Below are 14,680 nucleotides of genomic sequence, written 5' to 3'. Positions count from 1 at the left end.
ACAAAAAAAGCCGCTAATTAAGCGGCTTTTTTTATTTTATATTCTGAGGTTTAAATCATACAACCTCCTAAGTGTTTAGCTGAACTACGTCTTCCTGAAGCACCACTATTACTCCAATTTAATTTGAAAACAATACCTAAAGTTCCTTGAATATGCGAACGCATACTTTCGTATCCTTCAAAAGAGTGTTTGTAATATAATTGAGGATTGATACCTACTTTATCACTCACCCAGTAAATTCCACCACCACCAATATTCAATGTTGGAGTCATTTTACGTTCAGAATCTACTAAACTTCCTCCAACAAAAACATACGGAGCAAGTTTATCTAATACAGCATCAAAATTATAACGAAAAGAAGCATCCATAGAAAAATACTTTACTGAATTAGAGATAAAACCGATATCATCAATTGTATTGAATGACATGGCTCCATCTAAAGAAAAACGATCGCCAATAGGCATAGTTAAACTTAAGGTTGGTACTTGAAATAAGTATTGATCGCCAATAAAAGCGGCATCGCTTTCACTAAATTTTGTTATTCCCGCTCCTATACCTATTTGCCAAGAATCGTTTAAGTTTTGAGAAAAAACAGAGGTTGTTAAACAGGTTAAGATTGCTATGAATAATATTTTATGTTTCATTTGGGAGGATTTGTTTATGAGTAATAACTAGTTTAAAAGGGTTTTAGTATATTAAGTTTAATTGATATTTACATTTTTAATAGCTGCAGTAAAGTCATCTAAATCATTATCGTTTAAAACTAAATGGATGGCTTCATCACAAACTTTTTCTACATTTTTATCAGAAAAGTTTAAAGCGAGTGCTATTTTACGTAATATTCCCACTTCTTCTTTTGCTACTTCTTCATCAGCAAAAATCATTTTAGTTAAAAGATATAAACGTTCAATACGCTCATCGTAACTTACTGGTGAGTTTACAGGAAATTTTTCAGGAGTTTTTAAAATTAGTGTATACTCTTCTTCACTAATGTTTAATTTTTTAGAAGCTCTATCTAATAATTCTTGTTCACCTTCAGAAATGATTCCATCAACTTTAGCAATTTTTACGATGCTGGCAAAATGCCCTATTTCTTGTTTGTGTTTTCCGCTCGAATATAAATCTGATATCGACATAATTTTATTTTTATAAATACTATCAACAGGCAAGTTTAAAGCCCGCCAACTTTCGTCGAAAGTTAACAATTCTACCCAAAAACAATGTATTATTTTTTCTTATAGTTATTTTGTTTTATATAAAAACGAGTAATAAAACATGGTTATTTAATTGATGATTTAAGGCGTTTTTTAAAAACAGCAATACAAACACCTATGTCTTGTTATAATCGTTGTTTAAAATGGTTTTATGAGGTTTTTAGCTCTGTAAAACCAAAAAAAGAAGACCAAATAGGTATTTCTTATCATTTTGTAAAAAAGCATAAAAAAATAACTAACTTGTTGTCGAGCAAATTTTAATTGTGGTAAAAAATGAAATTAGCAGCTACTCTTTGTTTTTTTCTATTTTCAATTTTGTTTGGTTTTTCACAAAATCAACAAGACATAGAAAATGAAATTAATGCACAAGTTTGGAAACCATTTAAAACTTCTTTCGAAGCTCGAGATTGGAAAACGTTTAACAGTTTACATACTGATGATGTTTTAAGAGCAAACAAACATGGTATTCGAATAGGAGCAGAATATAAAAAATCTATTGAAGACTCTTATCAGAAACCAATTAACAGAAAACGACAGATTGATTTTTGTTTCGATCAAAGAATTTATAAGGAAGATACAGGTTATGAAGTAGGTTATTACCGAATTATTTCTACAGAAAAAGATAAAAAACCGACTATTTCTTATGGAAGGTTCCACGTGGTGTTGAAAAAAATAAACAATCAATGGTTTATAGCTCAGGATTGGGATACCAATACTATCAACGAAAAATTAATTACCAAACAAGATTTTGAAACAGGAAATTGTTTAAAGTAAAAGAGTTGTTATTTCGACCGCAGGGAGAAATCTCATTCATAAGAGTCACGACGACTCTAAAAAGTACCTAACACACGATTGTAAGATTTTTCACTTCCGTTGCACTTCAGTTCGAAATGACGTTTAGTTTATGTGTTCCGTCATTCCGAACGAAGAGAGGAATCTCAATCATGAGAGTCAGAAGCATCCTTGAAAGTACCCAACATACAACTATAAGATTTCTCACTTCCGTTGCACTCCTGTTCGAAATGACGTATAACTTGTCATTTCGAGTGATAACGAGAAATCTCATCTATGTGAGTTAGAAATATCGTTGAAAATACCTAACAAGTAACAATAAGATTTCTCAGTCGTAGCTCCTTTGAAATGACGTTTATAATTTTTTATATCTTTAAAAGAAAAATGCTAGAAAATTACGTTGTATACATAATTACAAATAAGAATAAGACCACGTTATATATTGGTGTTACCAACAACCTTCAAAAACGATTATCGCAACATTATTTTGATAGTGAACATGCTAAAAAATCCTTTGCAGGAAAGTACAACTGCTATTATTTAGTTTACTATGAAACTTTCGAGAGCGTAAAAGAAGCAATTCATCGAGAAAAAGAATTAAAAAAATGGCGCAGAGAAAAGAAAGAAAACTTGATTAATAGTTTTAATCCTGAGTGGCATTTTTTGAATAATGAGGTTTTTTAAGCAATACTTTTTTATTACTACTGTCATTTCGACCGCAGGGAGAAATCTCACTCATGGGAGTTACAAATACTCTTGAAAGTACCTAACACACGACTGTAAGATTTCTCAGTCGTACCTCCTTCGAAATGACGTTGAGGTTGCATGGTGTCCTGTCATTTCGAGCAATAGCGAGAAATCTGCTTAATTTTAGTTAGAAACACTCTTTTAAGTATCTAACACACGACTATAAGATTTCTCACCTCCGTTGCACTTCAGTTCGAAATGACGTTGAGTTTGCATGGTGTGATGTCATTTCGACCACAGGGAGAAATCTGTTTAATTTGAGTTGAAAATATCCTTTAAAGTACCTAACACACGACTATAAGATTTAGCTACGCTGAACCTTGCGGTTTCTCACTTCCATTGCACTCTAGTTCGAAATGACGTTAAGGCTGCATGGTGTCCTGTCATTTCGACCGAAGGGAGAAATCTTTTTATTTATAGTTACAAATACTCTTAAAAGTCAAAAATACCCTTACAAACTCACACACAAATAAATAACCCTTGCCTCCCTCTTCTTTTTTTACTATGTTTAACACGCTAAAAAAAGTAAAAAGTAGTACTACCCCTTATCTCAACTATTTTTTATAAACAACAAGTAAAAACATACACTTCTTTATGGGTTACCGTAAAGGTTTGTGGTTGTGTGTATTTAGTTTAGTGCCTAAAAAAGAAACATAAAATATTTTTAATAGAAGAAAAAAATTATGTGTAGTTATAATAGAAAAATAATATGGTAGAGACCTTTTGGAATTTTATTACTTCAAATTCCAGTAGTATAATAATTTCTATATCAGTAGGTTTTTTGTTTTTTGTTCTTGGTCCTTTAGGACTTTGGTTTTCTAAAAGAAAAATTAGAAGAGAAAAGACAAAAAAAGCTAAAGAGAATTTACTTGATTTGGTTGAAGGAATGTTAGTTAATAGAGAGAATATAACAGAAAGTAGATTATCTTCTTTATTTTATGCGATTAGCCGTGAAAATGGAATTAACTTAGAGATTGATAACGATATATCAGATTTAATAGAAGATTTGATTTTAAGATTTCAAAGGAGTAAACATTTATCTGCTGAACAAAAAGACGCATACATAAAGAACCTAGAGGATTTAGAAAAAACAATTTTTCAATCTGAAGAATTAGAAGAGGAACAAAGGGAAATTCCTAAGTCTTATGTAAGAATACTGAAAGAATTAGAAGAATACATTGATAATAATAATAAAGAAAAGGCTAAAAAGGAATTAAATTTACTTAAAGAAAAATTATTGGTACCAGCAAATCCTTTAGATAGGGTTTTTGGTATCTATCATAAAATGTATAAACGAAACCCTGTTTTCTTTATTTCAACTGTAATTTCTGTTGTTATAGTGTATGTTTATTTAATAATAAAATTCACAAAATAAAAAGTACTAACACAAAAATTGTATGAGTTTTATAGATAATTCTGATAGACTACAGTTTCATTATTATTTCAGAGATGAAAGCCACAGTATAGATTCTATTTTAAGAAATGAATGTGAAAAAGAAATACTTTATATATTTAAAGAAATATCTGAAACCTTAGCTCTTAATTTAGATTTAGAGTCTTTGCCCACAGAAGAAGGGGGGTTCATAGAAACATGGAAGTTTTTAGGAAAAAATTCTGCTCAAATTACATTATTGGTAAGTATAGCAGCAATAATAATTTCAAGATTTCCTGCTGAGAATAAAGAATTAACTAAACTTCAAATTGAAAATTTGAAATTAGATAATGAATTAAAAAGAAAGGAGCTAGAGAAACTTAACTTAGAATTTATTCAAGATGAAGATAAAATAAATACTAAGGTGTTAATTGATTCTGTGGAATTAGTAAACAAAAATTACAAAATTGCTTGGAGAAAATCGAATTTGTATAAAAAATTGAATACTTATAAGAAAATAGATTCTGTAGAGGTATTGAGACATAAAGAAGATAAACCCATTGGAAAACCTAGAAAAATTCCTAAAAGTCACTTTTCTAAATTTGTTTTAAAAACCGATGAGCTTCCAGATTTAGAAAAAGAAAATGCTAAAATTGATGTTATATCCCCAGCAATTAAAAACGGAAAGTTTAGATGGAAAGGATTTTATAATGAAGAGATAATAACATTTATTATGAATGATATTAATTTTAAACAATTAGTCCTAAAGGGGAATGTTCATTTTTCAAATAAATTTTCAATAGAAGTAGAAATGACACAAGAGAGAAAGATAAATTATGATGGTAATATTAAAACTACTAATACAATAGTTAATAAAGTAATAGCTTCTATTGAAGACGGTAAAAGAATAGAATACAAAAAATAATCCTCGTACATTTGCACAAAATTTTTGTACGTTGAGCAAGCAAGCAATTGTAAATCACTATCAACAATCTGAGAATGTAAAACAGATTGTAAATCAGCTTCAACAAGATCCACACCATTTTCAAATCACGAATTTGGTCGGTTCTTCGTTGTCTTTTGTCATTTCCGAAACTTTTAAACAAGCCGATAAACCTTACTTGTTAATTTTTAACGACAAGGAAGAAGCTGCTTATTATCTTAATGATTTAGAGCAGTTATTGGGCGATAAAAACGTGCTGTTTTATCCGGGTTCGTATCGCAGACCCTATCAGATAGAAGAAACCGACAATGCCAATGTATTGCTGCGTTCAGAGGTGTTAAACCGTATCAATTCTCGTAAAAAACCTGCGATTATTGTTACCTACCCTACTGCCCTGTTCGAAAAAGTGGTGACCAAAAAAGAATTGGAAAAAAACACGCTAAAAGTGGTAGTGGGTGAGCAAGTATCGCTCGATTTTGTCAACGAAGTACTGTTCGAATACCATTTTAAACGTGTCGATTTTGTGACCGAACCAGGAGAGTTTTCGGTACGTGGTGGAATTATCGATGTGTTTTCGTTTTCGCACGACGAACCCTACCGTATAGAGTTTTTTGGGGATGAGGTAGACAGCATCCGAACGTTTGATGTAGAAACGCAACTTTCTAAAGAAAAACTGAAGAAAGTGAGCATTATGCCCAATGTAGAAAACAAAACATTGCAGGAATCGCGAGAAAGCTTTTTAAAATACATCTGGTCTAAAACGGTTGTTTTTGTGAAGAATGTAGACTTATTAAGCGATTCGTTGGATAAATTCTACCGAAAAGCAGAACTATCGTTTAACGAATTATCAACCGAAATCAAACACGCAAAACCCGAAGAATTGTTTTGCAACGGCGAACTGATTCGAAATCAATTACAAGATTTTACAACGGTTGACATTGGTAAAACGGGTCATTCCGAACGTAGTGAGAAACCGCAAGGTTCAGCGGAGCTAAATCTCACCGAAATAAGTTTTAATACCCACCCACAGCCCTCTTTCAACAAAAAATTCGACCTGTTAATTCAGAATTTCAACGAGTTTTCGGCCAAAGGATTTACCAATTATATATTATGTTCTAACGAACAGCAAGCACAACGTTTCCACGATATTTTTGACGACCACGAAGAAGAGGTTTCGTATGAAACCATTGTGTTTCCGTTGTATCAAGGGTTTGTAGACATTGATAGTAAAATTGTTTGTTATACCGATCATCAAATCTTTGAACGTTATTACAAATTCCGACTCAAAAACGGATACGCGAAAAAACAATCTATTACCCTGCAAGAATTGACCAAATTAGACGTAGGCGATTATGTAACACACATCGACCACGGTATTGGAAAGTTTGGCGGACTTCAAAAAATTGATGTAGAAGGTAAAAAGCAAGAAGCCATCAAGTTAATTTATGGCGATCGTGATATTTTATACGTGAGCATTCACTCACTACACAAAATTTCCAAATTCAACGGAAAAGACGGGAAACCGCCTAAAGTATATAAACTAGGGTCGAATGCTTGGAAAAAAGTCAAGCAAAAAACCAAAGCCCGTGTAAAACATATTGCGTTCAACTTAATTCAGTTATACGCAAAACGTAAGTTACAAAGGGGATTTGCTTTCGGACCCGACACGCATATGCAACATGAGTTGGAAGCGAGTTTCTTATACGAAGACACGCCCGATCAGTTCTCTTCTACCCAAGAGGTAAAAGCCGATATGGAAAAAGAACAACCCATGGATCGTTTGGTGTGTGGTGATGTTGGTTTTGGAAAAACAGAAATTGCCATTAGAGCAGCTTTTAAAGCGGTAGATAACGGAAAACAGGTAGCGGTGCTCGTGCCAACTACAGTTTTGGCATTTCAGCACTTTAAAACCTTTTCTAAGCGATTAAAAGACTTTCCGGTTACGATTGATTACCTAAACCGTTTTAGAACCACAAAACAACGCAAAGGCGTGTTAGAAGGGGTTGCTGATGGAAGTGTAGATATTGTGATAGGAACGCATCAATTAACCAATAAAGCAGTTCAGTTTAAAGATTTGGGATTGTTGGTTATTGATGAAGAACAAAAATTCGGGGTAGCAGCAAAAGACAAACTAAAAACCATTAAAGAAAACGTAGATACGTTGACCTTAACAGCAACGCCGATACCGCGTACTTTGCAGTTTAGTTTGATGGCAGCGCGAGATTTATCGGTGATTAAAACACCACCACCCAACCGTCACCCCATAGAAACCAATGTAATTCGCTTTAGTGAGGAAACCATTCGCGATGCGATTTCGTACGAAATTTCTCGTGGTGGTCAGGTATTTTTTATCCATAACCGTATTGAAAACATCAAAGAAGTAGCAGGATTGTTGCAACGTTTGGTGCCAAGTGCAAAAATTGGCATTGGACACGGGCAAATGGAAGGAAAAAAGTTAGAAGAACTGATGCTTGGTTTTATGAATAATGAGTTTGATGTACTGGTGTCTACCACAATTATTGAAAGTGGATTGGATGTACCGAATGCGAATACGATTTTTATCAATAATGCGAATAATTTTGGACTGTCAGATTTACACCAAATGCGTGGTCGTGTAGGACGTTCGAACAAAAAAGCCTTCTGTTATTTTATCACACCACCGTATCATCACATGACCGATGATGCGCGTAAACGAATTCAGGCATTAGAATTGTTTTCTGATTTAGGAAGCGGATTGAACATTGCTATGAAAGACTTGGAAATTCGTGGTGCGGGAGATTTGTTAGGAGGTGAACAAAGTGGATTTATCAACGATATTGGTTTTGATACCTACCAGAAAATCTTACATGAAGCGATTGAAGAATTGAAGGAAAATGAGTTTAAAGACTTATATCCTACGGATGAAAATGCACCGAAAGAGTATGTAAAAGAAGTACAAATTGATACCGATTTTGAAATTCTTTTCCCAGATGATTATGTGAACTCAGTAACCGAACGTTTGAGTTTATACAACAAATTAGGAACCTTAACTACAGAAGAAGAATTGCAAACTTTTGAGACTGAAATTATCGACCGTTTTGGAGAGTATCCAACCCAAGTAGCCGATTTATTAGATAGTGTTCGTATTAAATGGTTGGCGAAAGAATTAGGTTTAGAAAAGGTGATTTTAAAGCAAAAACGATTAATTGGATATTTTGTAGCCGATCAACAAAGTGCTTTTTATCAAACCGAAGCATTTACCAAAATGTTGAGGTACGTACAGCAAAATCCGAAGAGCTGTGTAATGAAAGAAAAGAAAACCAAAAACGGATTGCGTTTACTCATCACATTTATAAAAATTGATAGTGTACACAAGGCATTAGAAACCTTACAGAAAATTTAAAAACAGTTAGGATGGACAAAGTAGAACATAAAGGGCTTTTATATGAGGAAATTGGTAAAATTCCACATAGTAATCCGAGGGTTCGTCGCATTTTGAGTATGTTATTGGATCATTTAATAATATGCTTGTCAATAGTTCCATTAGTTATTATAATTTCAGAGGTTGTTTCTCAATTTGAACATGATTCTGATAAGTTGAAAGGAAAAGGTTTATTTTTTATCCTGATGTTTATCTACATGAACAAAGATTTACTTAGAGGAAAAAGTCCTGCAAAACGAATTATGGGGTATCAAATAATTGATATTAAAACAAACAAACCAGCGAGTGAATTTCAATGTTTTATAAGGAACTTAACGATAATTGGTTGGCCTTTAGAAGTAATTTTCGCACTAATAAACCCTCAGAGACGTTTAGGAGATTTTCTTGCAAATACAAAAGTTATCACATCAGATAAAGAAAAATTAAAATTCATGTGGGATGATCTAAAAAATATAAAAATGAAAATAAATTTTATTGGAATTTTAATATTAGGAGGATTGTTTTTTTATGAGTTAAGTAAGCTGATGTAAAGAATGAAAAACGCTATATTGAAGTAAGCGAAGCAATCTGCTTGTCAGGAACTCATGACTTAGAGATTGCTTCACTTTGTTCGCAATGACGAAACAAAGAAACTGTCATTTCGAGTGAAATGAGAAATCTCACTCAATGTAGTAACTCATTTTCTTAAGATTTCTCCCTCTGGTCGAAATGATATACTTTTACTCTCATGCAAAACAACCACATCAAAAACCTATCAGGAATTATTTTAGCAACCCTGTTTATAAGCACTTCAGGAGTATTAGGTAAATATATTGCAATGCCTTCGGAAGTTATTGTATGGTTTCGATCGGTATTTGCCATGGTGATTTTGTATGTGTTTTGTCGATTTAAAAAGATTGATTTAACCATACAATCAAGAAGACATTTGTTTCCGTTTTTAATGGGTGGAATTTTAATGGGTGCACATTGGATTACCTATTTCTACGCTTTAAAACTATCGAATGTAGCTATTGGAATGTTGTCGTTGTATACTTTTCCAGTGATGATTGCTTTTTTAGAACCCTTGTTTCTAAAAATTAAATTCAATCCGATTCATATTGTGTTAGGATTATTGGTTTTGCTAGGCTTGTACATTTTAGCTCCTGATTTCGATATTAAAAACACACAGGTTCAAGGAGTGTTATTTGGTTTACTTTCCGCTTTGTCGTATGCGATTCGTATCTTAATTTTAAAACAATATGTACAGCAATACAACGGGGTAATGCTCATGTTTTATCAAACGGTAATAATTACGGTTTTATTAGTTCCAGTATTGTTTTTTATGGATGTTTCAGGATTTCAAGAGCAACTCCCCTACTTGTTGTTATTAGCGTTGTTAACCACAGCTATCGGACATAGTTTAATGGTGCATTCACTACAATTTTTTACCGCATCAACTGCAAGTATAATTAGTAGTGTTCAACCTATTTTCGGAATTATTTTAGCCTTTATTTTTCTAAAGGAAGTTCCCACGTGGAACACATTTATTGGCGGAAGTTTAATTTTGGCAACGGTTGTTATTGAGAGTATTCGAAGTAGAAATCGTTAATACAATTTTTGCTGTTGCTGTATAATGGTTTTCATACTAACATCTTCGTAATTTCTACGAACAAATGTGAGTGCACTGTCTAGTATTTCTCCCATTCCATCACTATCTCTAAAGTTGATATCTCCTGTAAAATCAAAAATCTCTGCTTTTAATCGTTCAATGTTTTTAGGAATCGAAATATTATCAGCTTTCATCGCTTTTATCAAGCGATTTAAACGAGCTCGAGACCCTAAAATTCTTTTGGCTACAATTGATCGTTCTTCTAACTGATATTGTTCTATAGATGATGAGGTAAGTTTATCTGCTACTAATTGAACCATTTTTAGGTTTTCTTTAAAAAACTGCGGATAATACACTTTAAATTTGCCCTCGTAACATTGTTGGTCAAAATCTATCGGACGGATTTTATACACGACATTTTCAAAATCGTGTGTAGGCACCACAACGTAGTTGTACGAACGCATATCACCCAATAAACGAATCATACAACGTTCGTTAAACTTAACAAACTCTTTGGCTATTTGTGCTTTTTCAATTTCAATGCAATTATCTAAATAATCATTGATAAAGACATCACCCGGAATTCCTGAAATATGCTCTTCTATCAAGGTGTCTTGATACACTAAAAAGTTCAAGTTATACGGCGATAAAATATCTTCAAGTTCTAAACCGTAAATACGAGATGCATCCGTTTTTTTTACGTAAAAATAGGTGTAGTTATCGTTTAAAATGTTTCGAACTTTTACTCGAAAAGGTTTTGAATTCCCGAAGGTGCAATAATCAACAGCATCAACATTTAAGTGCTGTATACTGGCATCAGAACCGTTAGAATGCAGAATATTATAGATTTTTTTAAGGCTTAAGTCTATTTCTTCTCGCTCAAATTCGTTGTAATATACACGTACCCACAAGGTATCGTTTTCGTGTTTATCATAGACTACAATCGATCCTTGAAAGCGTAGCAAATCATCATAAAAAATAGGAATTTGAATCGTACGATTATGTCTTTTCAAATAATTCCCTAGCTTTTTAGTAACGGGAAACGCTGGTTTTTTTTGTGATATGAGTTTGTTTTCTGTTTGCAAAAAATAAAGAAAGTAATATTAAATCCAAAAATACTAATTATTTGTTATTTTAGAGACATGAAAAAGATTCTACTTGTATTCTTAATATTGAACACCTTTCAATATTTAATTGCACAGAATAATTTTGTTTCAGAAGTAATAAACCCTTTGAAAGATAAGCCTCTTTTGTTTGAAAAAGTTTTTGTACATATTAATAAACAAAACTATTCTTTTGATGATACAATTTGGTTTAAAGCATATGTTGTAGATAATGAGAATTCCTTTTCTAGTTATACAACATTACTCTATGTAAATTTATTAAATGATGAGGGGGAAATAGTTACATCTCGCAACGTTCTAATTAATAAAGGGGTAGGGGTTAATCAAATTAGGCTAAAAGGTAATTTAGAAACAGGAAATTACTTTATACAGGCCTACACTAACTACATGAGAAATTTTGGAGAAAAAAATTATTTTCTTCAGAAGATAAAAATTGAAGGAGACATAATCAAAAGGAAAAAAAGGAAAAAAAAGAAAATTTTTTCAATAGAGTTATTTCCAGAAAGTGGTGTTATAACTGAAAATAGTTTAAATACAGTTGGGGTTTTGGTTCAATCTAATAATAGGGATAATAACTACTATGGAGAAATAGTTGACAGTAAAGGACGAAAAGTTGCAGAACTTAAAGATCGAATTAAGACTATTTCTAAAGCTACATTTTTATGTAAACCAAAGCACAGTTATTATGTTAAGGTTTACATAAACGATACTATCTTAAGAAAAAAAATAGAAGTTAGAAAGAAAAATAAAACCTCACTAAGATACCTTAGAAATAAAGACTCTATTGAGTTCATAGTTTATAAAGATTCTAATAAATTGAATAATTATAGGCTCTTTTTTCAACAAATGAATAAAAGCCTTAATCATTATTTTGAACTTTCAAAGAACAGTTCTAGCAATAACATAAAAGTAAATAAGAATATTTTTCAGCCAGGAGTAAATACCGTTACCCTATTTGAAAATAACAAACCTATTTTAGAACGAAAGTTTTTCATCTACGACAATCCAAGTTCCTTAGAAATAAAAAAAATAAGAGAAGATACTGACTCCATAACATACAAACTAAAGCTTAAAAACAGTAAAAACAAAGGTATAAGTGCAAATTTAAGCATGTCTGTTTTATTAGAGAATGAGAAAAAAGTTATTGTTAATAATAATATTAAAAACGCTTTTTTATTATCGCCTTACTTAAGAAAGCTTAAGCATGAGTCATTTTATTTTTTAAAGAACAGTGAAAAAGCATTAGACTACTTGTTGTTAGTACAAAAAATGAATTATGAAAACTTAAAAGAAATGATTTCTAAAACTAACCCAAGAAGTAATTTTAATTTTGAACTTGGCTTTAATCTTCATGGGACGGTTTCTCCTGTTTTAGCAAATGAATTGATATTGCTTTCAAACGAGGATGTGTTAATGGACAAAGTTTCATTAAGGGGTCAAAAGAAATTTAATTTCAAAAGACTGCTTGTTTATAAAGGTGATACATTAAAGATTTCCTTTTTAAAGAATGAAGATGTTTTAGTACCAAAAAAAATTATTATTGATTCTGTAAAAAGTAATATCAATTCAGATAATGTTATATTTTTAAATACTGAAAATGATTGTTTTATAAGAGAAAACCATCTGCGTTTTGATTCAAATAATATTAATTTAGATACAGTTGTAATAAAAGGAAAAAAAAGAAGCGTTAGAAGTAAAGAAAAAAAAGAGCTTATTAAAAAATACAAATCAATTGTTAAAGATATAGGAAAGTATTTTCCTTTGAAAATTGACAAGAAAGATCGAGAAAATCAATTAAGCTTAATGTTTTATCTTTTCCGAGAAGAAGGGGTTGTACTTAAAAGATGGAAAAATGTAGAAAATTACTTGAGTGTTGGGGTTAATAAAGAGGCTATTTTGTTAATTGATGGTAAAAGAATGACTTCAGACGATTTATTAGGAATTAGTTTAAAGGTAAATGATATAAAAGACATAGCTGTACAGCCTATTGGCAGAGGAAATATTATTGTTCAGGTTTTTACTACAGAAAACTACAAAAATAATGTTATAGAAGAATTTATAACCGTAATTATTAAAGACGGTTATGATAGGGAAGAAAAATATATGGTTTCTGGACTCAATTTATTTGATACAAATGAAATTCAAGAAATAGATTGGAAACCAATACTAGAGACGAATTCTTCAGGGGAAGTTCTAATCAAAATTAAAAAAAATAAGATTTTTGATAAAAAGAACATAACTTTTCTGGTTGAAGGTATTTCTAATCAGGGGTATCTAATAAGTGAAAAAATAATAACAAACTAAATCTCAAACATTTTTCCTGGTAAGGGTTTTACAACACCTTTTAATTCCAATTGAATTAAGATAGAAGAAAGTTGATAAATTGGCAATTCACAGTTAATAGCAATATCGTCTAGTAATTGCTTACCGTTTTGTTGTAAATAATCATAGATTTTTTGTTCGGAAGAATTAAGCTCAACAAATAACTTTTCTTGCTTGGCTACGGCAGCTTGCCGTATGTCCCAATTAAGCATTTTTATAATATCTTCAGCAGAAGTTAATAAATGCGCCTGATTGTTTTTGATGAGATTATTACAGCCTTTGCTATAGGTATCGGTAGCTCTTCCTGATAAAGCGAACACATCACGATTGTATGAATTGGCGATATCGGCAGTAACTAACGAACCTCCTTTTTCAGCAGATTCGATAATAATAGTCGCTTTGGAAATTCCCGCTACAATACGATTTCGTTTTAGAAAATTTTCTCTCATAGGCTGTTCATCGTGCCAGAATTCGGTGATAAAACCACCATTATTATTTACTTCGTGAATATATTTTTTATGTGTCTTCGGATAAATTTCTTCCAAACCATGTGCTAAAACAGCGATGGTTTGTAAATTGTTTTTTATAGCGGCTTTATGGGCACAAATATCTACTCCGTAAGCAAATCCGCTTACAATTATTGGGTTGTATTCTTTTAACTCTTCAATAAGTTGATTACAAAAATCACGTCCGTACGAACTCATGTTTCGAGTACCTACTATTGAGATGATTTTATCATTGTTAAGGTTTAGGTTTCCATCTTTAAAAATCAAGATAGGAGCATCGACACAATGCTTTAAGTTTTGCGGATAATCATCCTCTAAAAAATAAGAAAAAGCAATGTTGTTTTGCTGGATGTAGTTGAGCTCCTCCTCTGCCCTTTTCAAGTTATTGTCATCAAAAAGATGCTGAGTTACCTGTGTTCCAATTCCGTTGATTTTATGTAATACATGAGGCTTTTCTTTAAACACATTTTCAACACTTCCAATAGCAGTAATTAACTTTTTTGCTAAGATATCACCTACATTTTTAGTAGCCTGTAATCGTAGTACAGCAAGCAGTTTTTCAGAATTCATATAGCAATAATTTGATTATCAATATACAAAAAACTGTTAATAAAAATTGTACAATCACTTGAAACTATACATTGAAAAAGC

The 14,680-nt window shown here is 31.8% G+C and carries 12 protein-coding genes; 8 read left to right on the top strand and 4 right to left on the bottom strand.

The features are described 5' to 3' along the window. Positions 1-50: 50 nt before the first annotated feature. Together ACKTSU_RS14095 and ACKTSU_RS14090 are read right to left on the bottom strand one after the other, a co-directional pair. Positions 51-644: a hypothetical protein gene (locus ACKTSU_RS14095; protein ID WP_408037149.1), complete on the bottom strand. Its 594-nt coding sequence runs from the start codon at positions 642-644 to the stop codon at positions 51-53. A gap of 57 nt (positions 645-701) precedes the next feature. Beyond that, positions 702-1,136, bottom strand: coding sequence for a TerB family tellurite resistance protein (locus tag ACKTSU_RS14090; RefSeq protein ID WP_408037148.1), 435 nt, complete (start codon positions 1,134-1,136; stop codon positions 702-704). Positions 1,137-1,487: 351 nt separating this feature from the next. Here ACKTSU_RS14090 and ACKTSU_RS14085 point away from each other — a divergent pair, with 351 nt between their 5' ends. The 7 genes from ACKTSU_RS14085 to ACKTSU_RS14055 all read left to right on the top strand — a co-directional run bounded on the left by ACKTSU_RS14085 (position 1,488) and on the right by ACKTSU_RS14055 (position 10,077). Continuing rightward, entirely contained in the window at positions 1,488-1,988 is a 501-nt protein-coding gene (locus tag ACKTSU_RS14085) for a YybH family protein (protein WP_408037147.1), read from the top strand. 402 nt (positions 1,989-2,390) lie between these two features. Beyond that, entirely contained in the window at positions 2,391-2,690 is a 300-nt protein-coding gene (locus ACKTSU_RS14080) for a GIY-YIG nuclease family protein (protein ID WP_408037146.1), read from the top strand. A 772-nt stretch (positions 2,691-3,462) separates the two neighbouring features. Further along, complete coding sequence (locus tag ACKTSU_RS14075) at positions 3,463-4,128, top strand: hypothetical protein (protein WP_408037145.1); 666 nt, start codon at positions 3,463-3,465, stop codon at positions 4,126-4,128. 22 nt (positions 4,129-4,150) lie between these two features. Then, positions 4,151-5,050: a hypothetical protein gene (locus tag ACKTSU_RS14070; RefSeq protein ID WP_408037144.1), complete on the top strand. Its 900-nt coding sequence runs from the start codon at positions 4,151-4,153 to the stop codon at positions 5,048-5,050. Positions 5,051-5,081: 31 nt separating this feature from the next. After that, positions 5,082-8,450 (top strand): transcription-repair coupling factor, encoded by a 3,369-nt coding sequence (gene mfd, locus ACKTSU_RS14065; RefSeq protein WP_408037142.1) that lies wholly within the window; start codon positions 5,082-5,084, stop codon positions 8,448-8,450. A gap of 11 nt (positions 8,451-8,461) precedes the next feature. Then, positions 8,462-9,019: an RDD family protein gene (locus ACKTSU_RS14060; protein ID WP_408037141.1), complete on the top strand. Its 558-nt coding sequence runs from the start codon at positions 8,462-8,464 to the stop codon at positions 9,017-9,019. A 197-nt stretch (positions 9,020-9,216) separates the two neighbouring features. After that, positions 9,217-10,077 (top strand): DMT family transporter, encoded by an 861-nt coding sequence (locus tag ACKTSU_RS14055; RefSeq protein ID WP_408037140.1) that lies wholly within the window; start codon positions 9,217-9,219, stop codon positions 10,075-10,077. Here ACKTSU_RS14055 and ACKTSU_RS14050 read toward each other — a convergent pair. Beyond that, positions 10,074-11,162, bottom strand: a complete 1,089-nt coding sequence (locus ACKTSU_RS14050; protein WP_408037139.1) for a hypothetical protein — start codon at positions 11,160-11,162, stop codon at positions 10,074-10,076. The genes ACKTSU_RS14055 and ACKTSU_RS14050 overlap by 4 nt on opposite strands. Positions 11,163-11,219: 57 nt before the next feature. Here ACKTSU_RS14050 and ACKTSU_RS14045 point away from each other — a divergent pair, with 57 nt between their 5' ends. Next, on the top strand, positions 11,220-13,505 hold the full coding sequence (locus ACKTSU_RS14045) for a hypothetical protein (RefSeq protein WP_408037138.1): 2,286 nt from the start codon (positions 11,220-11,222) through the stop codon (positions 13,503-13,505). On the opposite strand, the gene dprA is transcribed toward ACKTSU_RS14045, so the two are convergent. Then, positions 13,502-14,599: a DNA-processing protein DprA gene (dprA, locus tag ACKTSU_RS14040; protein WP_408037137.1), complete on the bottom strand. Its 1,098-nt coding sequence runs from the start codon at positions 14,597-14,599 to the stop codon at positions 13,502-13,504. The genes ACKTSU_RS14045 and dprA overlap by 4 nt on opposite strands. Positions 14,600-14,680 lie beyond the last annotated feature (81 nt).

Source organism: Tenacibaculum aestuarii (genome assembly GCF_964510395.1).
Taxonomy (GTDB): Bacteria; Bacteroidota; Bacteroidia; order Flavobacteriales; family Flavobacteriaceae; genus Polaribacter; species Polaribacter aestuarii.
This window is presented reverse-complemented; position numbering and strand designations above follow the sequence as displayed.